This is a genomic window from Paramagnetospirillum sp. (assembly GCF_058402745.1).
The window spans coordinates 12,454-39,324 of the sequence record NZ_JBZVFI010000011.1; the positions used below are offsets into that span (position 1 = coordinate 12,454).

The window sequence follows — 26,871 nt, forward strand, 5'->3', positions numbered from 1 at the left end:
GCTGGGTAGACTGTGCCCGCCTCGCGACCAGGCAGGCCATCCGAAACGTGGGGGACGTCAGGACAGTGACCGAGCAGCGACTGATCCCGGCAGCCGGAAAGCGGCTCAAGGCGTTGCGTCGCGCCGCGTCCTGGGCCGTTCCCGAATGGCAGGTCTTCATCCGCCGCCCCAACGGCACCGCCGAGCACTTCACCTTCACCCGCAAGCGCCAGTTGATCCTGCTGGCCATCATGGCCGCCATCACCGTGTGGGCCGGCATCGTCTCGGCCCTCTTGACCCGCCAGCCCGACGAGATCGCCGCCAAGGAACGTCAGCTGGACGAGATGATGGCCGCCACCCGGACCGCCCAGTACCGGCTGGCCTCGTCCCAGAAGATGGTGGCCGACATCGCCCGCGAGGTGGATCTGGTCCATTCCAACATCGTGGTGCTGGCCGAGACCAACGCCGCCCTGGCCAAGGACCAGCCCCCCCGCAAGGTGGCCGCCCCCGCCAAGCGCGGCAAGAGCAGCGAGCCGGCCTTGAGCGACGACGGCGACGACGCCCGCGCCGTGCGCGAGCAGGTCCGCCGCCTGGAGGGCTCGCTGGAGCGCCTGCGCGTCGCCTATTCCCAGGCGGTGCAGAACACCGACGCCGCCGCCCAGTCGCGCATCTCGGACACCGAGCGCCTGCTGGCCCGGCTCGGCCTGGACGCATCCCGCCTGTTCGAGCGCCGCGACCGCGATTCCGGCCGCGGCGGCCCGTTCATCCCGCTCAACACCATGAGCGGCGATACCGGCCTGTCGGGTCTGGTCGATCGCCTGGACCGCTGGAGCGGCATCAAGGCGGTGATGCAGAAGATGCCGCTGGGCGAGCCGCTGCGCGAGGATTACGACCTCAATTCCGGCTTCGGCACCCGCAACGACCCGCTGAACCGCCGCACCGGCATGCACGAGGGTATCGATCTCGGCGCCCCGCACGGCACCCCCATCTACGCCACCGGCGACGGAATGGTGGAGTTCGCCGGCCCCTGGGACCGCTACGGCCTGACCGTTGAGATCAACCACGGCAACGGCGTCACCACCCGCTACGCCCACATGTCGCGCATCAAGGTCAAGGAAGGCCAGAAGGTGACCCGCTCGACGGTGATCGGCCTTCTGGGCAATACCGGGCGCTCCACCGGCCCCCATCTGCATTACGAGGTCCGCGTCGGCGACGTGGCCAAGGATCCCCTCAAATTCATCGCGGCAGGTGAAAATGCTCCCAAAGCTTGGTAAGGCCCTTGGGGCGGTGTCGGCCGCCGCCAATTCCGCGCGCCATCACGGCTCCAACGGCCTGCCGCTGTCGGTGATCGGCGCCGACGTGCGCATCGTCGGCAACATCTTCACCCAGGGCGAGATGCAGATCGACGGCCAGGTGGAGGGCGACATCTCCTGCCACCGCCTGCTGGTGGGCGAGGGCGCCCGCATCACCGGCGAGGTCACCGCCGAGACCGTGCAGGTCCATGGCGAGCTGAACGGCAAGATCAACGCCTCCTCGGTGGTGATCGCCAAGTCGGCCAAGGTGGTGGGCGACGTGATCCAGGACAGCCTGGAGATCGAGGCGGGCGCCTCCATGGAAGGCCGTCTGGTGCGCAAGGGCGGCTCCGCCGTCAAGGCGCTGGAAGGCCCCGCCGCCAAGGGCAACGGCGCCTCCGACCCCGCCGAGGCTCCGCCGCCGGCCAAGCCCGATCTCAATCAGGAAGCCGCCGGCACGGCATGATCGCCACCTATCATGCCACCCCGGGTGGCGTGACCCCAGGTGGCGTGACCCCAGGTGGCGTGCCCCCAGGTGGCGTAACCACGGGCGGGGCCGACGGCGTCACCCTGGGTGCCCTGTGGATCGACCTGCTGGACCCCTCGCCCGAGGAAATCGCCCTGGTCGAGGCCCGCACCGGGCTGGATCTGCCGTCCCGCGACCGCATGCAGGAGATCGAGGCGTCGTCGCGGCTGTCCCGCCTGGGCGATGCCCTGGTGATGACCGTGCCGGTGCTGACCGGCGCCTCGGGCTTCGAGCCGCGCAACAGCGCCGTGACCTTCATCCTGAGCGGCCCGCTGCTGGTGACGCTGCGCCACGACACGCCGCACGCCATGGCCACCTTCTCGGCGGCGCTGCCTTCGGCTCACCCCGCCCCGGTCAACGGCGGCGACGTGCTGCTGGGCCTGATGGAGGCCATCGTCGATCGTCTGGCCGACGTGCTGCAGGACCTGGGCGCCGGGCTGGACGTCATCTCGCACCGCATCTTCCACCAACCCCACGGCCCCGAACGCCGCCGCCGCCGCGCCGGCTCGCGCGAGATGGAGGCCCTGCTGCGCACCATCGGCCGCACCGGCGACCTGTCGGGCAAGGCGCGGGAAACCCTGCTGGGCCTCAAGCGGGCCGCCGCCTTCCTGCCCCACGGCGCCGACGCCCTGGGACTGGGCAACACCGCCGAACGCCTGCGGGCCATCGACCACGACCTGCACTCGCTGGCCGAGTACACCGACTTCCTGGGCAACAAGATCACCTTCCTGCTGGACGCCACCCTGGGGATGATCGGCATCCAGCAGAATCAGGTGATCAAGCTGTTCACCATCATGTCGGTGCTGTTCCTGCCTCCCACCCTGGTGGCCAGCTGGTACGGCATGAACTACAAGCTCATCCCCGAGCTGCAATGGGAATGGGGCTACGCCTGGGCCATCGGACTGGCGGTGGTGTCGGCGGTGCTGCCCTACCTGTTCTTCCGCCGCAAGGGCTGGGTCTGAACCAGCTGTCATGCTGAGCGAACGCGAAGCATCTTTCAGCCTGAAGCGGCAACCATCCTCGCCGGAAAGGCCCTTCGGCTCCGCCTCAGGGTGACAGGCGGGGTCCCTTGGCGGCCTGGGCCAGCCTGGCCTGTTCCGGGGTATAGGCGCTTCCCTGCCACAGCATGGAATAGGCGATCTCCTCGTTGCCGTTCTCGCACAAATCCAGCACGTCCCGGAACAGGGGCTGGAAGGTGGGCGAGCGGTGGGATTGCTCGTGCTCGGCGAAGCTTCTCCAGAAGGTGACGATCAGCGCTTCCCGCCCGGCCAGCGGCGACGCGACCGCCTGGCCCACCGTCGAGCCCTCGTTGGAGATCCGGCCCGAATTCAGGCAGACGAAGCCGCCGATGAAGCCGGTGTCCGAGTGCCAGGTCTTGACGTTCTCGCACAGCAGCGCCACCCGCTCCTCCAGGTCGTCCACCGTGTAGCCGGGGCGCAGCACCACCCGGTTGACCGTCACCACGCCATCGGGCGGAAATCCCTCGATCAGCATCCTCGCCTCCTATATTCGATGATGCTGATATTGTGATCGCCGGGCGGGGTTCAAGCCCCCCCTCTTGCCGCCGGCCCGATCCTCGGGAAAGATGGCGCCTCCAGGGAGGACAGGACATGGCGGCGGACACATCCCCCACACAGGCACAGGCCGCATTCGCCGCCGCCGCCCAGGCATGGCGGGACGGCCGCTGGGACGAGGCCGAACGCGGTTTTGCCGTCGCCGCCCTGCTGAACCCCGCCTGGGCCTCGGCCCATGCCAATCTGGGCGCCGTCCTGCGCCGCCAGGGCAAGCCGGCGGCGGCGGTGGCCAGCTATCGCCGCGCCCTGTCCTTGGGGGGCGACGACGCCTCCACCTTGTCGAACCTGGGCAACGCTCTGCGCGACCTGGGGCGGCTGGAGGAGGCGGAAACCGCCCTGCGGCGCGCCGTGGCGCTGGCCCCGGACAACCAGGGCTACGCCTACAACCTAGCCCTGGTGCTGCGCGACCGGCGCAGGCACGCAGAGGCCCACGCCATGCTGAGCGCGCTGGCGGCAGCCGATCCCGGTAATGCCGAAATCCAGTGGGACCTGGCGCTGGCCGACCTCTATGGCGGCGATTATGAGAAGGGCTTCGCCGGCTACGAATGGCGGACCCGGCTGGCCCGCAACCCGGTCAGCCCCCTGCCGGGGCCGCGCTGGACCGGCGACGACCCTGCGGGGCGCACCGTGCTCTTGCTGTCGGAGCAGGGCTTCGGCGACGCGCTGCAATTCGTCCGCTACGTTCCCCTGCTGGCGGAGCGGGGCGCCAAGGTGGTGCTGGAATGCCTGCCCGAGCAGAGCGAGCTGTTCGCCGGCCTGCCCGGACTGGCGGCGCTGGTGACCAAGGGCGCCGCCCCGCCTCGCCACGATTGCTGGGCGCCGCTGGCCAGCCTGCCCCACCTGATGGGAACGCGCTTCGACGCCATTCCGGCCCGGGTGCCCTATCTGGCGGCGCCGCCCAGGTCCAACCTGCGCCTGGAGGCGCCGCCCGGACAGAAGCTCGCGGTGGGGCTGGTATGGGCGGGCAAGACCACGCCGCGCGACCGCTCCTGGCCGTTGGAGGAACTGGCGCCACTGCTGGCCGATCCCCGCGCCACCTTCTATTCGCTGCAGTTGGGTCCGCGCGCCGAGGACCTGAAGCGCACGGGGCTCGACCGGCTGCTGCGCGACGCGAGCCCGGTGCTCAAATCCTTCGCCGATACCGCCGCCGTGATGGAGCGGATGGACCTGATCATCACCATCGACACCTCGGCCGCCCATCTGGCCGGAGCGCTGGGCCGTCCGGTCTGGGTGCTGCTGCGCTACGTTTCCGATTGGCGTTGGCAGGACGAACCGCTAACGTCACCCTGGTACCCGACCATGCGGCTGTTCCGGCAGCCCGAGCCCTCGGACTTCAAGACCCCGGTGGCCGAAATGGCCGCCGCGCTCGCCTCTCTCATCGACGAAAGAGAATGACATGCAAATCGCCAAGGACACCGTCGTCACCTTGACCTACCGCGTCAGCGATTCCGACGGCAACATCGTCGACGAGGGCGCCGAGCCCATCATCTACCTGCACGGCGGCCATGGCGGCCTGTTCCCCAGGCTGGAGGAAGCCCTGGAGGGCAAGGAAACCGGCCACGAGCTGTGCATCAAGCTGCAGCCCGAGGACGCCTTCGGCGAATACGACGCCGAACTGGTCAGCGTCGAGGAGGCCTCGCTGTTCCCCGACAACGTCCAGGTGGGCATGCAGTTCGAGCGCGTCATGGACGGCAACCAGGACGAAGCCATGCTGTTCTCGGTCACCGACGTGGCCGACGGCAAGGTGGTGGTGGACGGCAACCATCCGCTGGCCGGCATGGCGCTGGTCTTCGACTGCACCGTGGCCGAGGTCCGCGCCGCCTCGGACGAGGAGATCGAGCACGGCCACCCGCATTTCCCCGGCCATCACCACCACTAGAAAAGCGTCATCCCGAGCGGAGCCGAGAGATCTCATCCCGGCACAGCGGTACAGACGGAGATTCCTCGGCTCCGCCTCGGAATGACAGACCGGCATTATTGACTCCCCCGCCGCCCGGAGTATGTTCTGGGCCCCGTTTTCAGACCGCTTGAGCAGGAATCCGCCATGAGCTTCGCCGCCCTCGAAAAGACCATCGACGCCGCCTGGGAGGCCCGCGACGGCATCAACCTCCAGACCACGGGCGAGGTGCGCGACGCCGTCGAGGCGACCCTGGCCGCCCTGGATTCCGGAACGCTGCGCGTCGCCCAGAAGACCGACGGCACGTGGGTGGTCAACCAGTGGGCCAAGAAGGCGGTGCTGCTGTCCTTCCGCCTGTCCGACAACAAGGTGATGGGCGACGGCCCCGCCACCTGGTTCGACAAGGTCCCCACCAAGTTCGAGGGCTGGGACGATGCCCGCTTCCGCGCCGCCGGTTTCCGCGCCGTGCCGGGCGCCGTGGTGCGCCGCTCGGCCTTCATCGCGCCGGGTGTCGTGCTGATGCCCAGCTTCGTCAACCTGGGCGCCTACGTCGATTCCGGCACCATGGTCGATACCTGGGCGACGGTGGGCTCGTGCGCCCAGATCGGCAAGAACGTGCACATCTCGGGCGGGGCCGGCATCGGCGGCGTGCTCGAGCCGCTGCAGGCCGGTCCGGTGATCATCGAGGACAACTGCTTCATCGGCGCCCGCGCCGAGGTGGCCGAGGGCGTCATCGTCGAGACCGGCGCCGTGCTGTCCATGGGCGTCTATATCGGCGCGTCGACCAAGATCGTCGACCGCGAGACCGGCGAGGTGTTCATGGGCCGCGTCCCGGCCTATTCCGTGGTGGTGTCGGGCACCATGCCGGGCAAGCCCCTGCCCGACGGCACCCCCGGCCCCAACCTTTATTGCGCCGTCATCGTGAAGCGGGTGGACGAGCGCACCCGCTCCAAGGTGGGCATCAACGAATTGCTGCGCGACTGACTCTTCGCGGACCCGTGGATGCCCGGATCAAGTCCGGGCATGACGGCTTTTCAGGTTCGTCATTGCCGGGTTTGACCCGGCAATCCACGGCACGCGTGAACGGATGGCCTCTTCCATGACCCTTTCCGATCCCCTTCCCCTAGCCCAGGCCCTGATCCGCTGTCCCAGCGTGACCCCCGAGGACGCGGGTGCGCTGGACGTGCTGGCCGGGGCGCTGGAAGGGTTGGGCTTCGTCTGCCACCACATCCGCTCGGGCACCGGCGGGCCGGAGATCAGGAACCTCTATGCCCGCCTGGGCGCCGAGGGACCCAATGTCTGCTTCGCCGGCCACACCGACGTGGTGCCGCCCGGCAAGGGCTGGACGGCGGACCCGTTCGGCGCGACGGTGGACCAGGGCCGCCTGTTCGGACGTGGAAGCGCCGACATGAAGGGGGCCATCGCCTGCTTCGTCGCCGCCGTGGCGCGCCTCAAGCAGGAGGGAGCGCTGAAGGGCTCGGTCTCGCTGCTGATCACCGGCGACGAGGAAGGCCCGGCGGTGGACGGCACCGTCAAAGTGCTGGACTGGCTGGCGGCCCGGGGCGAACGCCTGGATTGCTGCATCGTCGGCGAGCCCACCAACCCGAGGAAGCTGGGCGACATGATGAAGATCGGCCGGCGCGGCAGCCTCAACTGCCGCCTGACCGTGTTCGGCACCCAAGGCCATTCCGCCTATCCCCATCTGGCCGACAATCCCATTCCCCGCCTGCTGGAAATTCTCCGCCTGCTGACGGAGAAGCCCCTGGACGAGGGCACCCCCCACTTCCAGGCCTCGACCCTAGCGCTGACCACGGTGGACGTGGGCAACCCCGCCACCAACGTCATTCCCGCCGAGGCCCGCGCCGGCTTCAACATCCGCTTCAACGACCTGCATAGCGGCGCGTCGCTGGAAAAGTGGATCAGGGACAAGGTCGCCCAGGTCGAGGGCGAGTGCGAGGTCAAGGTCGAGGTGTCGGGCGAATCCTTCCTGACGCCTCCCGGCGCCCTGTCCGAGGCCATCGCCCAGGCGGCCTTCGAGGTGACGGGATTGCGGCCCGAGGCCTCCACCTCGGGCGGCACCTCGGACGCCCGCTTCATCAAGAACCATTGCCCGGTGGTGGAGTTCGGGCTGGTCGGCCAGACCATGCACAAGTCGGACGAGCACGTGGCCGTCGCCGACATGGTGGCCCTGACCGAGATCTACCGCCGCGCCCTGCTGCGTCTGGCGGAATCGCCATGATCACCGCCGGCGACGTCTTCGCCGGCGTTTTCGGCGCCTGGCGTCTGGCCCGGCGCGATCCCACCGGGCTGGTCTGGTTCGATTCCAGCCCGCGGGGCTTCGTCAATTCCTTCTGGGGGCCGGCGCTGATCCTGCCCGGCTTCCTGGTGCTCAGGGCGCTGAACGGCGCCTTCGAGGAGGATCTGCTGCGGCCGCTGGCGGTGGAACTGATCGCCTACGTCATCGGCTGCGTCGCCTTTCCGCTGGCCCTGAGCCACATCTCGGAAGGACTCGAGCGCTCCCACCTCTATTTCCGCTACATCGTCGCCTACAACTGGTCGCAGGTCATCCAGATGGCGGTGCTGCTGCCGGTGGGTCTGCTGATCCATCTGGCGCCCGGCCCCGGCATGGCGCTGCTCAACCTGGCCATGACCGTGGTGGTGCTGGTCTACCAGGCCTACGTCGCCCACCAGGCGCTCGACGTCAAGCCCAGCGCCGCCGGCCTGCTGGTCCTCCTCGACCTGTCGCTGGGCGCCCTGATCCAGATGGTCGCCGCCCGCCTGCTGGGCGGCTGAACGTCCCCTCACCATGTCATCCCGACGCCTGGAGGGCGGAGGGATCTCATCCTGGCCCGACGTTTCAGAACCGGCACGGCTGATCCAGGCGGAGATCCTTCGCTTCGCTCAGGATGACAACTCACCCAAATAGAAACGGGCCGCTTTCCGGCGAAAGCGGCCCGCTCCTCATTCGATATCCTCGGACAAATTACTTCGCGGCGGCGATGGCGGCGTCGTAATTGGGCTCCTGGGCGATCTCGGGGACCAGCTCGGCATAGGTCACCTTGCCGCCCTTGATCACCACCACGGCGCGGGCCAGCAGGCCGGCCAGGGGGCCGTCGACGATCTTGACGCCATAGCGCTCGCCGAAGCCCTTGTCGCGCATGTCGGACAGGGACTGCACCCGCTCCAACCCTTCCGCGCCGCAGAAGCGCTTGTGGGCGAAGGGCAGATCGGCGGAAACGCACAGCACCGCCACGTTGCCCAGCTTGTCCAGCTCGGCGTTGAAGCGGCGCACCGAGGCGGCGCAGACGGGGGTGTCGATGCTGGGGAAGATGTTCAGCACCACGGTCTTGCCGGCCACCGAATCCAGGCCGACATCGGCCAGGTCGACGCTGGTCAGCGAGAAGGCGGGGGCGGCGGACCCCACCGCCGGCAGAGTGCCGTTGGTGTTGATGGGATTGCCCTTGAGGGTGATGGCAGCCATGGCGGAACCTCTGATTTTGTTCTTGGAAAGGCTCGACTTTGCCCCAGGCGCGCCCGCCAGGCAACCGATCGTCGGAATAAGGGGGAAGAAATTTCAGCGGCGCTTGATGGCGCCCCACACCAGCCAGGCGGTGATGGCCGGGGCGCAGATCAGCAGGACACGGTCCAGCGCCACGGCGAAGCCCCAGCGCTCGCCGGTGAGCAGCAGGGCCTGCTTGCACTTGTAGCGCTGCTGGAAGCTGCCCTCGCAGCTTTTCATCCGCTCCTGCATGGCCTTGCCGGTGTGGTTGTCGAAAATCTCGTCGGGCATGTCCTGGATGAAGAAGGTCCAGGTGGAAAAGCCCAGCCACAGGCAGCAGACGAGCGTCACCAGGATGTCGCCCAGACGCCGCCGCCTCTTGGGATCGGCCAGCCCCTCGGAAATGAAATCAGGCAACAGGAGCGACATCGGCGGCATGGGTCTGGAATCCTTCGAGCCCTGTCACGCTAGCAGGTCCCGGTTAAGGGACGATTAAATCCGACCCCGATACCCGGAATAACCCTTATCAGGTAATTACCTTACGGATAGTCCGCAAGTACCCTTCACTTTGCAGCGGCTCGACGATATTGTGTCGCCGCGTCTAGAAACGTCATATTTCGAAGGGGGGAACTGGCGACGGTTTCCGGCCGGGAAGGGGAAGCCCACGTTGCGTTCATCTCGAACTCGAATCGCCACCCGCCTGACGGCCGGGTTCGCCTCCGTTCTGCTGCTCACCGTGATCATGGCCGGAATGGCGGCCCGCACCATGCTGGTCATGGCCGACATGGCCGCCGACCTCTATGCCCATCCCTTCGCCGTCACCAACGCCCTGATGCAGGTGGAATCGCAGATCAACGCCATCCGCGCCGACATGCTGCTGATGATCTACAACCGCTCGCCCGACGACGTGATCCGGCTGTCGGGACAGGTGGCCGTCAAGGAGAACGAGATGGCCGCCAGCCTGGCGGTGATCCGTTCCCAGTACCTGGGGCCGAAAGATGACGTGAAGCGCCTGTCCGACAAGCTGGCCGAGTGGAAGGTGGTGCGCGACCAGAACATCCATTATTGCCAGAATGGCGAGTTCGATAAGGCGTCCGTGAATTCCCGCCAGTTCGCCTCACCCCAGATCATCGCCCTGCGCAGCGATCTGGCCAGCATCTATACCTTCGCCCAGGACAAGGCCGCCGAATTCGCCCGCCGCATCGCCGAGCGCCGCGACGCCGCGCTGCGCGACATCGCCCTGACCCTGGCGGGGCTGCTGCTGCTCGGCGTGGTGACGGCGCGGCTGATCACCCGGTCCATCGTGATGCCGCTGGGCCGGCTGCGCGACACCATGCACCTCCTGGCGGAAGGCGACCTCAGCGTCGCCATTCCCAACCACTCGCGCGTGGCCGAGGTGGCCCGCATGGCCGCCGCCGTCGAGGTGTTCAAGCAGTCGGCGCTGCGACTGAGAAGCGAGCGCTGGATCAAGGACGGCGTGGCCCGCCTGTCGCCGGCCCTGCAGCAGACCGACACGGTGGCCGAGTTCGCCTCGACCGCCCTGGACTTCCTGGTGCCGCTGGTGGGGGCCGGAATCGCCGTCTTCCACGTCCGGCAGCCGGCCGGCGGCCGGTTCGTGCGGGTGGCGAGCTGGGGCCTGTCGCCGTCCCATCACCAGCTTCCCGATTCCTTCGCCCCGGGGGAAGGCATCGCCGGCGAGGCGGCGCGCGGCGGCCAGCCCATCCTGACCCGGTCGCCGCCGGATTCCTGGCCGCGACTGGCCTCGGCCACCGGGGCGGCACCGCCCGCCGAGATTCTCAGCGTCCCCGTCATGTCGCGCGGCGTGGCCCTGGCCGTGCTGGAATTCGCCGGCTTCACGCCGTTCAGCGACGACCAGCGGGCGGTGATCGAGGCGGCCCTGCCGGTCCTGGCCCTCAACATGGAAATCCTGGAGCGCAACATCCGCACCCAGGACCTGCTGGAAGAAACCCAGACCCAGGCCGAGGAACTGCGCACCTCGGAAGAGGAATTGCGCACCCAGAGCGACGCGCTGCAGGCCGCCAACGAGGAATTGAGAGTCTCGGAAGAGGAATTGAAGGTTCAGCAGGAAGCCCTGCAGGCCGCCAACGAGGAACTGCGCCTGAAGACCGAGGCGCTGGAGGAGCGCGGCCTGGCGCTGGAGGAGGCCCGCGCCGAGGCCGACCGCCGCGCCGTCGAGGTGGAGCAGGCCAGCCGCTACAAATCCGAATTCCTGGCCAACATGAGCCACGAGCTGCGTACCCCGCTCAACAGCGTGCTGATCCTGGCCCGCGACCTGGCCGACAACGAGGCCGGCAACCTGTCCGCCGACCAGATGGAAGCGGCCCGCGTCATCCATGACAGCGGCACCCATCTGCTGGCGCTGATCAACGACGTCCTCGACCTCTCCAAGGTGGAGGCGGGCAAGATGACCCTGGCCCCGGTCACCGTCCCCCTGGCCGAGCTGGCCCAGGGCATCCGGGGACGCTTCACCCCGGTGGCGGCCGACAAGGGGCTGGACTTCCGGGTGGAGATGGCCGCCGACCTGCCGGAAACCCTGATGGCCGACCGGGGCAAGATCGAGCAGATCGTCAACAATCTGGTCAGCAACGCCATCAAGTTCACCTCCCGGGGGGGTGTCGCGGTCCAACTCGCCACCACCGGGGAAGGCAAGGTCCTCCACCTGTCGGTGGCCGACACCGGCATCGGAATTGCCGAAAAGGACCGCCAGCGCATCTTCGCCGCCTTCGAGCAGGCCGACAGCGGCACGTCGCGCCAGTTCGGCGGCACCGGCCTGGGCCTCACCATATCGCGCCGGCTGGCCCGCCTGATGGGGGGTGACATCACCCTGGACGCCAATGGCGATTGCGGCAGCGTCTTCACCCTGGTTCTGCCGCTGGACGGCACGGTCATCGCCACCGCCCCCTGCGCGCCCGAGCCGCCGCCCGCCGCCGCCAAGGAACCCGCCGCCGACGCCACGCCGCCCGCCGACGTGCCCAAGGCCGATGGAACGCTGCTGCTGGTCATCGAGGACGACCCGGTGTTCCGCCGCGTGGTCTGCGACCTCGCCCGGCTGCGGGGCTTCGCCACCATCACCGCCGACGACGGCAAGACAGGCCTGGAGCTGGCCCGCCTCCACCGTCCCGGCGGCATCGTCCTCGACATCGGCCTGCCGGGCATGAGCGGGTGGGAGGTGATCGAAATCCTCAACCGCACGCCGGAGACCCGGGGCATTCCCGTCCACGTCATCTCGGCCGGCGACGAACCGGCCAGGGCGGCCCGCCTGGGCATCGCCGGCCACCTGACCAAGCCGGCCAGCCGCGAGCAGATCGACGCCGCCTTCCAGGTCCTGCTGCGGACCGGACCGGCGGGCGGGCGCCGCCGCCTGCTGCTGGTGGACGGGGACGAATCCAGCCGCGCCGCCATCCACCAGACCCTGGCCGGCCTCGACCTGGACATCACCGTCGCCGAGACCGGCGCCCAGGCCCTCGAACGCATGACCGGGGCATCATTCGACTGCCTGGTGCTCGACCTTGCCCTGCCCGACATGCAGGGCGCCGAACTGCTGGAACGGGCCGAGGCCATGCCCGCCGGCCTGCCGCCGGTGATCGTCTATTCCAGCGGCGAGCTCAGCCGGGAACAGACCCTGAGAATCCGCGAGTTCACCGACAGCATCGTCATCAAGGGACCGCGCTCGCCCGAGCGCCTGCTGGACGAGGTCGGGCTGTTCCTGCACGCCATCGAGGCCAAGTCCAGTGGCAAGGAGAGGACGAGACCCGCAGCGGAATCCGCCGATTCGGCCCTGGCGGGGCGGACGGTTCTGCTGGTGGACGACGACATGCGCAACGCCTTCGCCCTGTCCAAGGTGCTCCGCGCCAGGGGGCTGAAGGTGCTGATCGCCCAGGACGGCACCAAGGCGCTGAGCCAGCTGCAGACCCAGGAGCGTGTCGATCTGGTGCTGATGGACATCATGATGCCGGGCATGGACGGCTACCAGACCATGGGGGAGATCCGCAAGGACCCGCGCTTCGCCAGGCTGCCCATCATCGCCCTGACCGCCAAGGCCATGGCGGGCGACCGCGACCGCTGCCTGGCCGCCGGCGCCGACGATTATCTCACCAAGCCGGTGGACATGGACCTTCTCGGCCGGGCCATGGCCCGGCAGATCGAGCGGAGGAGCCATGCCGACCCGCAATGACCGCCTGCGCGCCCTGGAGGTGGACCTGTTCGTCGAGGCGCTGGCCCGGCGGCACGGCTATGATTTCAGCCATTACGCCAAGGCGTCGCTGCGCCGCCGCGTCACGGCCCTGGCCCTGAGCCAGGGCTGCTCCACCATCGCCGAACTGCTGCCCCGGGTCATCCACGAAGACGGCCTGCTGCCCGCCATCCTGTCCACCCTCTCGGTGCCGGTCACCGAGATGTTCCGCGATCCGCCGGTCTTCCGGGCCATCGCCGAGCGGCTGTTTCCGGTGCTGGCCACCTATCCCCGCCTGAACATCTGGCAGGCGGGCTCGGCCACCGGCGAGGAGGCCTATTCCCTGGCCATTCTGCTGGAGGAGGCCGGGCTGCTGCACAAGGCCCAGATCTACGCCACCGACATCAACGACGCCGCCATCGCCAAGGCCGAGGAGGGAATCTTCGCCGCCGAGCACGTGGCGCGCTACGACGCCGCCTACCGCAAGGCCGGCGGCGCCAGGGGGCTGTCCCACTATTTCAGCCTGGGCTACGGCTTCGCCAAGATCAGCAGCGCCCTGAAGGACCACATCTCGTTCGCCCATCACAATCTGGTGTCGGATGGCGTGTTCTGCGAGGTGAACATGGTCATGTGCCGCAACGTGCTGATCTATTTCGACAAGACGCTGCAGGACCACGTGCTGGGCCTGTTCGCGGCCAGCCTGTCGCGGGGTGGCTTCCTGTGCCTGGGCACCCGCGAGAACCTGGGAGGCTCGGCCCAGGCGCACCATTTCCTGTCCATCGACGGCAACCTGCGCCTGTTCAAGAAGAGCGGAGACCTGGGATGAGGCGGATCGATGCGGTGGCCATCGGATGTTCGGCGGGCGGGATCAAGGCCCTGCACGACATCTTGCCGCTGCTGCCCGCCGACCTGGCCGTGCCGGTGATCGTCGTCTGCCATTCCGGCCCCTCCGCCCGCGATCTGCTGAGTTCGGTGCTGGCCCGCGACTGCGCCTTGCCGGTGGCCGAGGCGGAGGAACGCGCCACCGCCCGGCCCGGCCACATCTACGTGGCCCCGCCCGACTACCACCTGCTGGTCGAGCCCGACGCCACCTTCGCCCTGTCGGCGGAAGAACGGGTCAACAATGTGCGCCCCGCCATCGACCCCTTGCTGGAATCGGCGGCGGAGACCTGGGGGCCGGGGCTGCTGGCGGTGCTGCTGACCGGCTCCAACGAGGACGGCGCCGCCGGCATGGTCGCCGTGCGCGAGGCGGGCGGCACCTGCATCGTCCAGGACCCGGAAACCGCCGCCGCCGACGCCATGCCGCGCGCCGCCATCGCCCAGGGCGGCGCCGACTGGGTCGCGCCCCTGGACCGGATCGCCTTTCTCGTCACCTCGCTGTGCCAGACCTCCCTCCCGCCCCAGGACCATGCCCCATGAGCGCCCCCCGGCCGAAGATCCTCCCAAAGATCCTCATCGTCGATGACACGCCGGCCAATCTCCTGGCGCTGCGCAAGATCCTCAACAAGCTCGACGTCGAGGTGGTCGAGGCCACCGGCGGCAACGACGCCCTGATCCACTGCCTGGAACACGATTTCGCCCTGGCCCTGCTCGACGTCAACATGCCGGGCATGGACGGCTACGAGCTGGCCGAACTGATGCGTGGCGAGCCGCGCACCGCCCAGGTGCCCATCATCTTCGTCACCGCCGCCTATTCCGACGAGATCCACCGCCGCCGGGGCTATGACGCCGGCGCGGTGGAATACATCCAGAAGCCCGTCGACGACTTCATCCTGCGCTCCAAGGTGCGGGTGTTCCTGGACCTCTACCTCAGCCGCCGGGCGCTGGAGGCCGAGCTGGCCCGCAGCACCGCCATGACCCAGGTGCTGCGCGAAAGCGAGGCCCGCCTGCGCCACGCGGTGTCCGAGGCCCCCATCCCCATCATGATCCATGCCGAGGATGGCGCCGTGGTGCTGCTCAGCCGGGTGTGGACCGAACTGACCGGCTATGGCGCCGCGGACATCCCCACCGTCGCCGACTGGACGCGGCGCGCCTATGGCGACAAGGGCGACGAAATCGCGGCCCGCATCAAGGCCCTCTACACCATGGACGGCCCCCGCGCCGAGGGCGAGCACGAGGTGGTCACCGCCGACGGCTCCGTCCGGGTGTGGGACTTCCGCTCGGCCCCCATCGAGAAGCTGCCCGACGGGCGCCGCCTGGTGATCAGCATGGCGGTGGACGTCACCGACCGTCACCGCGTTCAGGCGGAACTGGCGGGCAAGACCGCCGACCTGGAACGCTCCAACGCCGATCTGGAGCAGTTCGCCTACGTCGCCAGCCACGACCTGCGCGAGCCGCTGCGCATGGTCAATTCCTTCCTCGGCCTCTTGGACAAGAAGTTCGGGCCGGCGCTCACCGATGAAGCCCGCGAGTATATCGGCTACGCCCGCGACGGCGCCAAGCGCATGGACTCGCTGATTCTCGACCTGCTGGAATACTCGCGCATCGGCCGCAACGCCCTGCCGGACCGGGCCATCGACCTGGGCCTGGCGCTGGCCACCGCGCGATCCAACCTGACGGTGGCCATCGAGGAGAGCGGCGCCACCCTCGACCTGCCCGAAAGCATGCCGGCCCTGTGCGTCGACATGGGCGAGTTCGTCCGGCTGTTCCAGAATCTGATCGGCAACGCCATCAAGTACCGCGCGCCCGACCGCGCGCCCGTGATCTCAGTCAGCGCCACGCCCCGGCCCAACGGCTGGGAATTCCGCGTCGCCGACAACGGCATCGGCATCGAGCCGCAATACTTCGACCGGGTCTTCCAGATCTTCCAGCGCCTGCATTCCCGCGCCGAGACGGCGGGAACCGGCATCGGCCTCGCAATCTGCAAGCGGGTGGTCAGCCGCTATCGCGGCCGCATCTGGGTGGAATCGGTGCCGGGCGAGGGCAGCACCTTCTGCTTCACCCTGCCCGCTTCCAGGCCGGGGATGTAGCCGGTCGAACCGGCTCTTCCTGTCATCCTGAGCGTGAGTGAAGGATCTTTCACGCGGGTGGTGGCCCGTAGAATCAGCCCTTGGGCACGCCCGAGGTGGTCGAGTGCTCGAAGTGCAGCGCCTCGCCGGGATGAACCACGTCGTGGGCGGAATGGGCGACGCGGGCGGCCTCGGCGAAGCCCGCCAGGATCAGCTTCAGCTTGCCGGGATAGGTGCAGATGTCGCCGGCGGCATAGATTCCCGGCGCGTCGGTGGCCCCGGTGGCCGGATCGACGGCGATCAGGTTGCGGTCCATGCCGAGATTCCACTGGGCGATGGGGCCGAGTTCGCTGGACAGGCCGTAGAAGGGCAGCAGCACGTCGGCCGGAAGGCTTCTGGCCTCACCCTCCAGGGTGGCGACCACCACCGCCGACAGCTTACCGTTCTCGCCGTCCAGCCCGTGCAGCTGATAGGGCACCACCAGCTCGATGGCACCCGATTCGGCCAGTTGCTTGAGCCGCGCCTCGGATTCGGGGGCGGCGCGGAACTTCGGCCGGCGATGCACCACCATCACCTTCTCCGCCACCTCGGCCAGCGAGATGGCCCAATCCACCGCCGAATCGCCGCCGCCGGCGATCACCACCTTCTTGCCGCGGAAATCCTCGCGACGGCGCACGAGGTAGAACACGCTGGTGCCCTCGAACCGCTCCAGCCCGTCCAGGGGCGGACGGTTGGGGCCGAAGGCGCCGCCGCCGGCGCAGATGATCACCGCCCGGGCGGCGATGGTGTCGCCGTTGGACAGGCCGCACAGCCAGCGCCCGTCGTCCAGGCGCGACAGCGTGCTCACCTGGGTGTCCAGGTGGTAGGTGGGATGGAAGGGCGCCGCCTGCTCGCTCAGACGCTCCACCAGATCGGCGGCCAGGATCGAGGGATGGCCGGGAATGTCGTAGATGGGCTTTTCCGGGTACAGCGCCGAAAGCTGGCCGCCCACCGCTTCCAGGGCATCGACCACGTGGCAGCGCACCTTGACCATGCCGCACTGGAACACCGTGAACAGGCCCACCGGGCCGGCGCCGACGATCACCGCATCGGTTTCGTGCTGGGCCATTGTAGTCTCCTTACCAGACGAACTTGGGAATGGCGGCGACGGGCGTCTCGCCGTGAAGGCGGGCCAGTTCGGCCAGCCGGGCCGGGTCGGCGGTCTCGCCCCATCGGATGCCCAGCTCGTCGGCATGGATGCCGCCGGTGACCAGCACCGCGTCGATACCGCCAGCCCGCGCCCCCCGGATATCGGTGTGCAGCGCGTCGCCCACCGCGCAGACGCGGGAGCGGTCATGGATGCCGAGTGCCGCCAGCGCCACGGCGTAGATGGCCGGATCGGGCTTGCCCCGGCTCACCACCTGGCCGCCCATGTCGGCATAGTGCTCGGCGATGGCCCCGGCGCAGGTGATGCGCTTGCCCTGGCGGATGACCACGTGGTCGGGATTGGCGCACACCATGGGCAGCCGCCGGGCCAGGGCGCGGTCCAGGATGGGCTGGTAGTCGGAAACGGTTTCCGTCACCTCCACCGGCCCGGTATTGAGCACGAAATCGGCCGCCTCGAGATCGACCGACCGGTAAGTCAATGTGTCGAAGACGTTGCGGTCGCGCTCCGGTCCCAGGTGATAGAGGTTGGTGCCCAGGGCGGCGAACACCGGATCGGCGCGGCGTTCCAGTTCCAGATGCACCGCCTCGCCCGAGGACAGCACCTCGTCGTAGAGATCGCGGGCGATGCCCAGCCGGGTCAGCTGCTCGATCAGGGCGGTGGCGCGGCGCGGCGCGTTGGACAGCATGATGGTGCGCTTGCCCGCCGCCCGGAGCGCGCCCAGGGTCTCGGCCACGCCGGGATAGGCGGTGACGCCGTCATGGATGACGCCCCACAGGTCGAGCACGAAGCCGTCATAGCGGCCGGCGATGGCCGACAGCCCGGAAAGCTGGACGATCACAGCCCTTGGCCCCGATGGTCGGCGCCCACTGCCTCGGCGATGGACTTGAAGCCGTCACGGGCCAGCAGTTCGACCATCTCGCGCTTGATGCGGGTGACCAAAGCCGGGCCTTCGTAGACCATGGCGGAGTAGAGCTGGACCAGCGAGGCGCCGGCCCGGATCTTGGCATAGGCCTCCGAGCCCGAGGCGATGCCGCCGACCCCGACGATGGGCAGCTTGCCCCGGGTCAGTTCGTAGACCCGCCGCAGCATGGCGGTGGAGGATTCGAACAGGGGCGCGCCCGACAGGCCGCCGGTCTCGCGCGCATTGGCCGAGCGCAGGGATTCGGGGCGCGCCACCGTGGTGTTGGAGACGATCAGCCCGTCCAGCGCGCCGTCCAGCGCCACGGCGGCGATGTCGGACAGGTCTTCCCAGGCCAGGTCGGGGGCGATCTTCAGCAGCAGCGGCGGAGCATCCGACGGCATGGCCTTGGTCAGCGCGGCGCGGGTGCGGCCCACCAGGGCCTCCAGCTGGTCCCGGCCCTGCAGCGCCCGCAGGCCCGGCGTGTTGGGCGACGAGACGTTGATCACCAGATAGTCGGACAGCGGCGCCAGGCGGGCGGCCCCCTTCTCGTAATCGGACGCCGCGTCCTCGGTGTCCTTGTTCTTGCCGAGATTGGCGCCGACGATGCCGGCGCGCGGCCGCGCCGCCAGCTTGTCGGCGACGAAGTCCAGGCCCTGGTTGTTGAAGCCCATGCGGTTGATGATCGCCCGGTCCTCGGGCAACCGGAACATGCGCGGCTTGGGATTGCCGGGTTGCGGCCGGGGCGTCACCGAGCCGATCTCCACGAAGCCGAAGCCCTGGCCCAGCATGGAATCGGGAACCTCGGCGTTCTTGTCGAAGCCGGCGGCCAGCCCGACCGGGTTGGGAAAGTCGCGGCCCCACAGCCTGACCTTCAGGGCATCGGGGTCATAGACCGGCTGCCTGGGCACCAATCCGGCCTTCAGCAGGCCGATGGTCAGGCCGTGGGCGGTTTCGGCGTCGAGCAGGCGGACCAGCGGTCCGGCAAGGCGGAAATAGTCCAAGGGTCAGTCCTCGATGGAAGGAAAGGTGTGGACGCCGTCGGCGCCCAGCTTCAGATCAGACACCCATTTCACCGCCGACAGCGGCAGGGGGCCGTAAAGATGGGGAAACAGCTGGCCGCCGCGCGACTTTTCCCATTTCAGCGCCTCGCCCAGGGCGCGCGGATCGACGGCGACCATCACCAGGTCGTCCTGGCCGGCCCGGTGCTTGGCGACGCTGGCCCTGACCTGGTCCGGGCCGGAAAAATGGATGAACCCGTCGGCGGCGTCCTGGGACGATCCGCCGTATACCCCTGTCGTCTGGGCATATTGCCACTCGATCCGATGGCATACATGATAGATGGTGCAGGGCGTGCTCATGGCGGCGGAACATACTGGAAGATGCGGCCGAAGGCTAGGGTGGCGCTTTTTTCGACGTGAATGCCACGCCGGGTGGCATTGCACATTTTTTCATGGCGGCGACGCCACTTGTTTGCGACCATGTCGCAGATGGGCAGCGGCAGCGGATTTGGCCGGGAGATGCATGGTGGGGACGAGATGAAGATTCTTATCGCCGATGACCATGAACTGTTTCGTGACGGGCTGCGCCATGTCCTCGACCAGTTCGAAGGACCGCCCATCATCATCGAGGCCAGCGATTTTCCCCAGGCCATCGCCGCCGTCCAGGCGGAAAAGGACATCGACATCGTCCTGCTGGACCTCACCATGCCGGGCATGGCATGGGCCGAGGGACTGGCCAAGCTGAAGGAATTGCTGCCCTCGGAAGTGCCGGTGATCGTGCTGTCGGCCTCGGATGATCGCCGCCACGTGCTGCAGGCGGTCAACATGGGCGCCGCCGGCTTCATCCCCAAGACCTCGTCGTCGCGCGTCATGCTGTCGGCGTTGAAGCTGGTGCTGTCGGGCGGCGTCTACCTGCCGCCCGCCCTGCTGGACCAGGGCGGCCCCGGTGGCGACGACGGCGCGCCGGTGGCGGGCGAGACCGCCATCGCGGCGCTCACCCCCCGCCAGCGCGAGGTTCTCGCCCTGCTGGGACAGGGCAAGTCCAACAAGGAAATCGCCCGCGTGCTGGAACTGGCCGAGGGAACGGTCAAGCTGCACGTGACGGCCATCCTGAAGGCGCTGAACGTCAACAACCGCACCCGCGCGGTGGTTGCCGCCTCGCATCTGGGGTTGACGGCCCCCGATGCCGCTCCCTGAGCCGGGACCCGAATGGCACCGACTTGACGCCGCCGAGACCCGCGCCCGCCTGGGCTGCGGGTCCGAGGGCCTGAGCGAGGCCGAGGCCGGGCTCCGCCGGCAACGGATCGGCTTCAACCGCCTGCCGGAAAAGCCGCCCAAGCCCGCCTGGGCGGTCTTCCTCGACCAGTTCCGCAACCTGCTGACCCTGATGCTGCTGGCCGCCGGTGTGCTGGCCGGGCTGGTGGGCGACACCACCGACATGGTGGTGGTGCTGGCCGTCACCCTGTTCAACGCCACGCTGGGCTATGCCCAGGAACGCCGGGCCGGGCGCATGCTGGGCGCGCTGAAGGCCATGCTGGCCCAGAAGGCCCGCATTCGCCGCGATGGCGCGGAAAGCGTGATCGCCGCCGAATTGCTGGTGCCCGGCGATCTGGTGCTGCTGAAGGCCGGCGATCGGGTGCCCGCCGACGGAAGGCTGGTGGACGGCCAGGACGTGGAGGCGGACGAGGCGGCGCTGACCGGCGAATCCGAACCGGTGGCCAAGATCACCGGGGCACTCGACCGTGATGCCATACCGTTGGCCGAGCGGGTCAACATGCTGTTCATGAACACGGTGGTGACGCGCGGCCGGGCCGTCCTGGTGGTGACCGCCACCGGACCGGCCACCGAGATGGGCAAGGTCGCCGCCCTGCTGGACGCCGCCGGGGAAGGCCCGACACCGCTGCAGGAACGCCTGGACCAACTGGGCCGCCGCCTCGCCCTGATCGCGGCGGTGGTGGTGGGCTTCGTCCTGATCCATGGCCTGCTGTCGGGCGAGCCCCTGGGCCAGATGCTGCTGACCGCCGTCGCCCTGGCGGTGGCCGCCATTCCCGAAGGCCTGCCCGCCGTGGTCACCGTCACCCTGGCGCTCGGCATGGTGCGCATGGCCGACCGGGGGGCGGTGATCCGCCGGCTGGCGGCGGTGGAGACCCTGGGCTCCACCAGCGTCATCTGCTCGGACAAGACCGGCACCCTCACCCTCGGACGCATGACCGCCCTGGAGGGCTGGGCGCTGGAGCGCTCCCACGCCTTCGCCGGCGATGGCCGCCCGGCCGGCCTGGAGGCCGCCCTGGCCCCGGCGGGACTGTGCACCGAGGCCCGCCTCAACCCCGCCACCGGCGAGGCGGTGGGCGATCCCACCGAGGTGGCGCTGCTGCGCCTGGCCGAGCGGGCCGGGGCATTGCCGGCGCCCGGCCGCTGGCGGCGGCTGGCGGAGCAGCCCTTCAGCTCGCTGGCCAAGCTGATGGCCACCCTGGACAGCGACGGCACGGCCTGCGTGCTCTCGGTCAAGGGCGCCCCCGACCGGGTGCTGGATCTGTGCGATTCCCTGCTGACCGAGGACGGCATCCGGCCGCTGGACGAGGAGACGCGCCGGAACATCGCCGCCCGGATGGACGAGATGGGCGGCCGGGCGCTCCGGGTCATCGCGCTCGCCGCCCGCCCCGCCGCCCCCGACGAGGATCTGGCCGCCGGGTTGAAGGGGCTGACACTGCACGCCCTGGTCGGACTGGCCGATCCGCCGCGCCCCGGCGCCGCCGACGCCATCGCCACCTGCCGCGCCGCCGGCATCACCGTGAAGATGATCACCGGCGACCACCGGGTGACGGCGGGCGCCGTGGCGCGCCAGCTGGGCCTGGACGGCGAGGTGGTCAGCGGCACCGACCTGGACGCCATGGACGACGGCGAACTGGAGCGAAGGGTGGAGGCCATCGCGGTGTTCGCCCGGGTGACGCCCGAGCACAAGGTGCGCATCGTCCGGGCGCTGAAGGCATGCGGCCACGTCACCGCCATGACCGGCGACGGAGTCAACGACGCCGCCGCCCTGCGCACCGCCGATATCGGCGTGGCCATGGGCCGCACCGGCTCGGACGTGACGCGCGAGGCCGCCGCCATGGTGCTGACCGGCGACGACTTCACCACGGTGGTGGGCGCGGTGCGCGAGGGCCGCGTCATCACCGACAACATCGTCAAGTTCGTGCGCTTCCAGCTGTCCACCAATATCGGCGCGCTGCTGGCGGTGCTGCTGGCGCCCTTATGCGGCCTGCCGGTGCCGTTCAGCCCCATCCAGATCCTGTGGGTCAACATCATCATGGACGGCCCGCCGGCCATGGCGCTGGCCTTCGACCCGGCGCGGCGCGGCCTGATGGACCAGCCGCCCAGGCGCCGCGACGCCCCCATCCTGCCGCTTTCGCGCCTGGCGCGGCTGTTCGGCTTCGGCCTGCTGATGGCGGTGTGCACCCTGGGCGTGCTGTGGTGGGAAGGCGGCATCGGCCAGGACATGACCCGGGCCCGCACCATGGCCTTCACCACCTTCGTGCTGTTCCAGGTGTTCAACGTCTTCAACGCCCGGGTGGGGGCGGAAAGCGCGCTCGGCATCGCCGCCCTGGGCAACGGCAAGCTGTGGGCGGCCCTGGCCGGCATCGTCGCGCTGCAGGCGGTGGCGGTGCATTGGGGCCCCGCCCAGGCCCTGTTCCACACCACCGACCTGGACCTCACCGAATGGGGAATCGCCGCGGCGCTGGGCGCCTCGGTCCTGGTGCTGGAGGAAGTGCGGAAGCTGGTGTGGCGGCTGATCAGCCCAGCGAGCGGGACAGGATGTCCTGAAGCTGGCGGCCGTTGACCGGCTTGTGCAGGATGGGGGTGCCCTGGGCCTCCGCCTCCTTGAGGCCTTCGCCGGTGACCGTGGTGTCGCCGGTGACCACGGCGCCGGGGATGGCGTCGCCGAAATTGTTGCGCAGCAGGGTGATGGCGTCGGTACCGGTCCGGCCGTCACGCAGCCGGAAGTCGGACAGGATGAAGCCGGGGGCCTCGCCCCCCTCCTCCTCGATCATGGCGACGGCCTCGTCCGCCGACTGGGCCGCGATGACGCGGTAGCCCCAGCTTTCGAACAGCATCTGGTAGCCGGCGAGCACGATGGCCTCGTCCTCGATGACGACCACCAGGGGCGGCAGGCCGGCGAGGTCGCGCGCCTGCGGATTCCGTCCTTCCGATGTCATCATGATGAATTCCAATGCGTCATCCCGGTTACATGATGCTCGCGAAGCCGCTTCAAGTGAAGCACGCGGTGGTCATACCCCCCTATACACAACGCTGGTGGGACGCGAACCGCCTGTCGGGGGTGGTGAAGGGTTGCTTTGCCGGGGCGATTCGTCCTTTACTTCCCCAACCAACCCGCCCCCCGGGAGAAAGCCTGTCCGATGACCGATACCATTGTGTTGCCCGCCGCCGGCGCCATGACCGAAGCCGACATCGACCCCACCCTCGATCTGGTCGCCGAGATCGACCGCCTGCGCAAGGAGCGCAACGCGGTGATCCTGGCCCATTACTACCAGGAGGGCGAGATTCAGGACCTGGCGGATTTCGTCGGCGATTCGCTGGACCTGTCGCGCAAGGCGGCGGCCACCGACGCCGACATGATCGTGTTCTGCGGCGTGCGCTTCATGGGCGAGGTGGCCAAGATCCTGTCGCCCAGCAAGCTGGTGGTGATCCCCGATGCCGAGGCCGGCTGCTCGCTGGAGGAATCCTGCCGGGCCGAGCCCTTCCGCGCCTTCAGGGCCAAGCACCCCGACCACATCGCGGTGACCTACATCAACTGTTCCGCCGAGGTGAAGGCGGCGTCGGACGTGATCGTCACCTCGTCCAACGCCGAGGCGATCATCCGCCAGCTGCCCGCCGACCGGCCGATCCTGTTCGCCCCCGACCGGCATCTGGGCGCCTACATGCAGAAGAAGACCGGGCGCGAGATGACGCTGTGGCCGGGCAGCTGCATCATCCACGAGCAGTTCTCCGAGAAGGAGCTGGTCAAGCTGAAGGTCCGCCACCCCAAGGCGCTGGTGGCCGCCCACCCGGAATGCCCGGAAACCATCCTGAAGCACGCCGATCACGTGGGCTCGACCCGCAACATCCTGGATTTCGTGCTCTCCAGCCCGGAGAAGGAATTCATCATCGCCACCGAGCAGCACATCATTCACCAGATGAGCAAGGCGGCGCCGGAAAAGACCTTCATTCCGGCGCCCGGCGCCGATGGCGGCTGTTCGTGCTCCAACTGTCCGTTCATGGCCAGGAACACGCTGGAGAAGATCTATCTCTGCCTGAAGAACGACGCCCCCGCCATCACCGTGCCGGAGGATCTGCGCGTGGCCGCCCTGAAGCCCCTGGAGCGCATGCTGGAGATGAGCAAGTCGGTGCCGATGTCGGGCGAGAAGACCAATGCGGCCTGAGGTGGACTGGGACGATGCGCGGCGGGTCATTCTCGCCGCGCTGGCCGAGGATACCGGAGCGGACAAGGGCGGCGAGGGCCAGGACATCACCTCGGCCTCGGTGATCCCCGCCGATCTGCGCTTCACCGGCGTCATGGCGGCGCGGCACACCATGGTGGTCGCCGGCTTGGCCGTGGCCCAGGAGGTGTTCCGCCTGGTGGTGCCGGAAGCCCGCTTCACGCCCAAGGTCGCCGACGGCGACAAGGTGGAGGCGGGAACGGTGCTGGCCGAGATGGAAGGCCCGGCCCGCGGCCTGCTCACCGCCGAGCGCACCGCGCTCAACCTGCTGCAGCTGCTGTCGGGCATCGCCACGCTGACCCGCCAGTACGTGGAGCGGATCGAGGGCACCGGCTGCACCCTGCTCGATACCCGCAAGACCATTCCGGGCCTCAGGCGCCTGTCCAAATACGCCACACGCTGCGGCGGGGCCAGGAACCACCGGATGGGTCTTTACGACGGCGTGCTGATCAAGGACAACCACATCGCCGTGTGCGGCTCCATCGGCGAGGCGGTGCGCCGCGCCAAGGCCGACGGGCGGCCCAACATCGAGGCCGAGTGCGATACCCTGGATCAGGTGGCCGAGGCGGTCGAGGCCGGGGCCGACATCGTGCTTTTGGACAACATGGGGCCCGACGTGCTGCGACAGGCCGTCGCCATCGTGGCGGGCCGGGCCAGGACCGAGGCGTCGGGCGGCGTGACTCTCGACACCATCAGGGCCATCGCCGAGACCGGCGTGGATTTCGTCTCGGTGGGACGCATCACCCAATCGGCCCCGGCGGTCGATATCGGGCTGGACTGGAGCTGACATGACGCGCACCGCCGACCCTTACGATCTGCTGGTCATCGGCTCGGGCGCCGCCGGCCTTTCGGTGGCGCTGGGCGTGCTGGCCCACCAGCCGGCGGCCCGGGTGGCGGTGCTGTCCAAGAACGACCTGTCGGAAGGCAGCACCAAATACGCCCAGGGCGGCATCGCCGCCGTGCTGGACGCCGCCGATTCCACCGAATCCCACATCGCCGACACGCTGAACGCCGGGGCGGGCATCTGCGTCGAGCCGGCGGTCAGGGCCGTGGTCGAGGGCGCGCCCGAGGCCATCCGCTGGCTGATCGATTGCGGCGTGCTGTTCGATCGCGAGGACGGCGACCTGCACCTGACGCGGGAGGGCGGGCATTCCCACCGGCGCATCGTCCATTCCGCCGACGCCACCGGCAAGGCGGTGGAGATGGCGCTGGAGGCCCGCATCCGCGAAAGCGGCGCCCATCTGTTCGAGCACCACAACGCCGTCGATCTGATCCGCGAGAAGCTGCCCCAGGGCCGCCTGGGCCGCTGCATCGGCGCCTATGCGCTGGACCGCCGCGACGGGCGCGTCCATCGCTTCGCCGCCCGCAACGTGGTGCTGGCCACTGGCGGCGCCAGCCGCGTCTACCTCTATTCCTCCAATCCCGACGGCTCCACCGGCGACGGCATCGCCATGGCCTGGCGCGCCGGCTGCCGTGTCGCCAACATGGAGTTCAGCCAGTTCCACCCCACCTGCCTCTACCACCCCAAGGCCAAGTCCTTCCTGGTGACCGAGGCGGTGCGGGGCGAGGGCGGCCTGTTGCTGCGTCCCGACGGCACCCGCTTCATGGACGAGTACGACCCGAGGGGCGAACTGGCGCCCCGCGACATCGTGGCCCGCGCCATCGACGACGTGATGAAGCGCCTGGGCTGCGAATGCGTCTATCTCGACATCAGCCACAAGCCGGCCGAGTTCGTGAAGTCCCACTTCCCCACCGTCCATGCCGAGGCGCTGAAATTCGGCATCGACATGACCAAAGAGCCCCTGCCGGTGGTGCCCGCCGCCCACTACACCTGTGGCGGCGTGCTGACCGACCTGATGGGCCGCACCGACGTGGACAACCTGTATGCCGTGGGCGAGGTGGCCTTCACCGGCCTGCACGGCGCCAACCGCATGGCGTCCAACTCGCTGCTGGAATGCCTGGTGCTGGGCGCGGCGGCCGCCCGCGACATCACGGCCCGAATCGGCACCATCACCGACATCCCCGAGATCGCGCCGTGGGACGAGACCTGGGTCACCGATTCCGACGAGGAGGTGGTGGTCGCCCACAACTGGGACGAACTCAGGCGCTTCATGTGGGACTATGTGGGCATCGTGCGCTCCACCAAGCGCCTGGAGCGGGCGCGCCACCGGGTCAAGCTGCTGAAGGACGAGATCGACGAGTATTACGGCAGCTTCCGCGTCACCTCGGACCTGCTGGAACTGCGCAACCTGTCCATGGTGGCCGACCTGATCATCCGCTCGGCCCTGGCGCGGCGCGAAAGCCGGGGCTTGCACTTCACCATCGACTTTCCCACCCTGGACAGCATCGCGCCGCCGCAGAACACCATCCTGGTGCCCAAGAACTTCTCCATCCGCCGCGTCGACTGAAGATATCGTATCGTC

At 68.9% G+C, this 26,871-nt stretch carries 25 protein-coding genes; 17 read left to right on the top strand and 8 right to left on the bottom strand.

The window, feature by feature from the left end:
* Window positions 1-65 precede the first annotated feature (65 nt).
* The 3 genes from ACV4UZ_RS08160 to ACV4UZ_RS08170 are packed head-to-tail and all read left to right on the top strand — an operon-like array spanning window position 66 to window position 2,759.
* Window positions 66-1,253 (top strand): peptidoglycan DD-metalloendopeptidase family protein, encoded by a 1,188-nt coding sequence (locus ACV4UZ_RS08160; RefSeq protein ID WP_491600396.1) that lies wholly within the window; start codon window positions 66-68, stop codon window positions 1,251-1,253.
* The gene (locus tag ACV4UZ_RS08165) at window positions 1,234-1,737 is read left to right on the top strand and encodes a bactofilin family protein (RefSeq protein WP_491600397.1); all 504 of its coding nucleotides are present in this window, start codon (window positions 1,234-1,236) and stop codon (window positions 1,735-1,737) included. Before ACV4UZ_RS08160 ends, ACV4UZ_RS08165 begins: the two co-directional genes overlap by 20 nt.
* Window positions 1,734-2,759 (top strand): magnesium transporter CorA family protein, encoded by a 1,026-nt coding sequence (locus ACV4UZ_RS08170; RefSeq protein WP_491600398.1) that lies wholly within the window; start codon window positions 1,734-1,736, stop codon window positions 2,757-2,759. The genes ACV4UZ_RS08165 and ACV4UZ_RS08170 overlap by 4 nt, the downstream gene beginning before the upstream one ends.
* An 85-nt stretch (window positions 2,760-2,844) precedes the next feature.
* Here ACV4UZ_RS08170 and ACV4UZ_RS08175 read toward each other — a convergent pair whose 3' ends face one another.
* Entirely contained in the window at window positions 2,845-3,291 is a 447-nt protein-coding gene (locus ACV4UZ_RS08175) for a ligand-binding protein SH3 (protein WP_491600399.1), read from the bottom strand.
* A 116-nt stretch (window positions 3,292-3,407) separates the two neighbouring features.
* Here ACV4UZ_RS08175 and ACV4UZ_RS08180 point away from each other — a divergent pair, with 116 nt between their 5' ends.
* The 5 genes from ACV4UZ_RS08180 (at window position 3,408) to ACV4UZ_RS08200 (ending at window position 8,061) form a co-directional block, all read left to right on the top strand.
* Window positions 3,408-4,766, top strand: coding sequence for a tetratricopeptide repeat protein (locus ACV4UZ_RS08180; protein WP_491600400.1), 1,359 nt, complete (start codon window positions 3,408-3,410; stop codon window positions 4,764-4,766).
* A gap of 1 nt (window position 4,767) precedes the next feature.
* On the top strand, window positions 4,768-5,250 hold the full coding sequence (locus ACV4UZ_RS08185; protein ID WP_491600401.1) for an FKBP-type peptidyl-prolyl cis-trans isomerase: 483 nt from the start codon (window positions 4,768-4,770) through the stop codon (window positions 5,248-5,250).
* A gap of 165 nt (window positions 5,251-5,415) precedes the next feature.
* Window positions 5,416-6,252 (top strand): 2,3,4,5-tetrahydropyridine-2,6-dicarboxylate N-succinyltransferase, encoded by an 837-nt coding sequence (gene dapD, locus ACV4UZ_RS08190; protein ID WP_491600402.1) that lies wholly within the window; start codon window positions 5,416-5,418, stop codon window positions 6,250-6,252.
* 115 nt (window positions 6,253-6,367) lie between these two features.
* Entirely contained in the window at window positions 6,368-7,507 is a 1,140-nt protein-coding gene (gene dapE / locus ACV4UZ_RS08195; RefSeq protein ID WP_491600403.1) for a succinyl-diaminopimelate desuccinylase, read from the top strand.
* Window positions 7,504-8,061 carry a hypothetical protein gene (locus ACV4UZ_RS08200; RefSeq protein WP_491600404.1) on the top strand — a complete coding sequence of 186 codons (558 nt, stop codon included), beginning with the start codon at window positions 7,504-7,506 and terminating at the stop codon, window positions 8,059-8,061. Before dapE ends, ACV4UZ_RS08200 begins: the two co-directional genes overlap by 4 nt.
* 190 nt (window positions 8,062-8,251) lie before the next feature.
* On the opposite strand, the gene tpx is transcribed toward ACV4UZ_RS08200, so the two are convergent.
* Window positions 8,252-8,749, bottom strand: coding sequence for a thiol peroxidase (gene tpx, locus ACV4UZ_RS08205; protein ID WP_491600405.1), 498 nt, complete (start codon window positions 8,747-8,749; stop codon window positions 8,252-8,254).
* A 93-nt stretch (window positions 8,750-8,842) separates the two neighbouring features.
* The gene (locus ACV4UZ_RS08210; RefSeq protein WP_491600406.1) at window positions 8,843-9,205 is read right to left on the bottom strand and encodes a hypothetical protein; all 363 of its coding nucleotides are present in this window, start codon (window positions 9,203-9,205) and stop codon (window positions 8,843-8,845) included.
* 229 nt (window positions 9,206-9,434) lie between these two features.
* On the opposite strand from ACV4UZ_RS08210, the gene ACV4UZ_RS08215 reads away from it, so the two are divergent.
* Genes ACV4UZ_RS08215 through ACV4UZ_RS08230 form a run of 4 tightly spaced genes read left to right on the top strand, consistent with a single transcriptional unit; the run spans window position 9,435 to window position 15,928 of the window.
* Complete coding sequence (locus tag ACV4UZ_RS08215; protein ID WP_491600407.1) at window positions 9,435-12,962, top strand: response regulator; 3,528 nt, start codon at window positions 9,435-9,437, stop codon at window positions 12,960-12,962.
* Complete coding sequence (locus ACV4UZ_RS08220) at window positions 12,946-13,785, top strand: CheR family methyltransferase (protein WP_491600408.1); 840 nt, start codon at window positions 12,946-12,948, stop codon at window positions 13,783-13,785. Before ACV4UZ_RS08215 ends, ACV4UZ_RS08220 begins: the two co-directional genes overlap by 17 nt.
* Window positions 13,782-14,378, top strand: coding sequence for a chemotaxis protein CheB (locus ACV4UZ_RS08225; RefSeq protein ID WP_491600409.1), 597 nt, complete (start codon window positions 13,782-13,784; stop codon window positions 14,376-14,378). The genes ACV4UZ_RS08220 and ACV4UZ_RS08225 overlap by 4 nt, the downstream gene beginning before the upstream one ends.
* Entirely contained in the window at window positions 14,375-15,928 is a 1,554-nt protein-coding gene (locus tag ACV4UZ_RS08230; RefSeq protein WP_491600410.1) for a sensor histidine kinase, read from the top strand. The genes ACV4UZ_RS08225 and ACV4UZ_RS08230 overlap by 4 nt, the downstream gene beginning before the upstream one ends.
* Window positions 15,929-16,001: 73 nt before the next feature.
* On the opposite strand, the gene ACV4UZ_RS08235 is transcribed toward ACV4UZ_RS08230, so the two are convergent.
* From ACV4UZ_RS08235 to ACV4UZ_RS08250, 4 genes are read right to left on the bottom strand one after another with little or no spacing between them, the layout of a single operon-like run.
* Window positions 16,002-17,015, bottom strand: coding sequence for an NAD(P)/FAD-dependent oxidoreductase (locus tag ACV4UZ_RS08235; RefSeq protein WP_491600411.1), 1,014 nt, complete (start codon window positions 17,013-17,015; stop codon window positions 16,002-16,004).
* Window positions 17,016-17,025: 10 nt separating this feature from the next.
* Window positions 17,026-17,892 carry a TIGR01459 family HAD-type hydrolase gene (locus ACV4UZ_RS08240; RefSeq protein ID WP_491600412.1) on the bottom strand — a complete coding sequence of 289 codons (867 nt, stop codon included), beginning with the start codon at window positions 17,890-17,892 and terminating at the stop codon, window positions 17,026-17,028.
* Window positions 17,889-18,956 carry a quinone-dependent dihydroorotate dehydrogenase gene (locus ACV4UZ_RS08245; protein WP_491600413.1) on the bottom strand — a complete coding sequence of 356 codons (1,068 nt, stop codon included), beginning with the start codon at window positions 18,954-18,956 and terminating at the stop codon, window positions 17,889-17,891. Before ACV4UZ_RS08245 ends, ACV4UZ_RS08240 begins: the two co-directional genes overlap by 4 nt.
* A 3-nt stretch (window positions 18,957-18,959) precedes the next feature.
* Entirely contained in the window at window positions 18,960-19,313 is a 354-nt protein-coding gene (locus ACV4UZ_RS08250) for a DUF952 domain-containing protein (protein WP_491600414.1), read from the bottom strand.
* 177 nt (window positions 19,314-19,490) lie between these two features.
* Between ACV4UZ_RS08250 and ACV4UZ_RS08255 the strand changes: the two genes are divergently transcribed.
* Window positions 19,491-20,150: a response regulator gene (locus tag ACV4UZ_RS08255; protein ID WP_491600415.1), complete on the top strand. Its 660-nt coding sequence runs from the start codon at window positions 19,491-19,493 to the stop codon at window positions 20,148-20,150.
* Entirely contained in the window at window positions 20,137-22,791 is a 2,655-nt protein-coding gene (locus tag ACV4UZ_RS08260; protein WP_491600416.1) for a cation-translocating P-type ATPase, read from the top strand. Before ACV4UZ_RS08255 ends, ACV4UZ_RS08260 begins: the two co-directional genes overlap by 14 nt.
* Here the strand turns inward: ACV4UZ_RS08260 and ACV4UZ_RS08265 are convergent.
* Window positions 22,745-23,170, bottom strand: a complete 426-nt coding sequence (locus tag ACV4UZ_RS08265; RefSeq protein ID WP_491600417.1) for a response regulator — start codon at window positions 23,168-23,170, stop codon at window positions 22,745-22,747. The genes ACV4UZ_RS08260 and ACV4UZ_RS08265 overlap by 47 nt on opposite strands.
* A 198-nt stretch (window positions 23,171-23,368) precedes the next feature.
* Here ACV4UZ_RS08265 and nadA point away from each other — a divergent pair, with 198 nt between their 5' ends.
* Genes nadA through nadB form a run of 3 tightly spaced genes read left to right on the top strand, consistent with a single transcriptional unit; the run spans window position 23,369 to window position 26,856 of the window.
* The gene (gene nadA, locus ACV4UZ_RS08270) at window positions 23,369-24,391 is read left to right on the top strand and encodes a quinolinate synthase NadA (protein ID WP_491600418.1); all 1,023 of its coding nucleotides are present in this window, start codon (window positions 23,369-23,371) and stop codon (window positions 24,389-24,391) included.
* On the top strand, window positions 24,381-25,235 hold the full coding sequence (nadC, locus tag ACV4UZ_RS08275) for a carboxylating nicotinate-nucleotide diphosphorylase (protein WP_491600419.1): 855 nt from the start codon (window positions 24,381-24,383) through the stop codon (window positions 25,233-25,235). The genes nadA and nadC overlap by 11 nt, the downstream gene beginning before the upstream one ends.
* A gap of 1 nt (window position 25,236) precedes the next feature.
* Window positions 25,237-26,856 (top strand): L-aspartate oxidase, encoded by a 1,620-nt coding sequence (gene nadB / locus ACV4UZ_RS08280; protein ID WP_491600420.1) that lies wholly within the window; start codon window positions 25,237-25,239, stop codon window positions 26,854-26,856.
* Window positions 26,857-26,871: the final 15 nt, after the last annotated feature.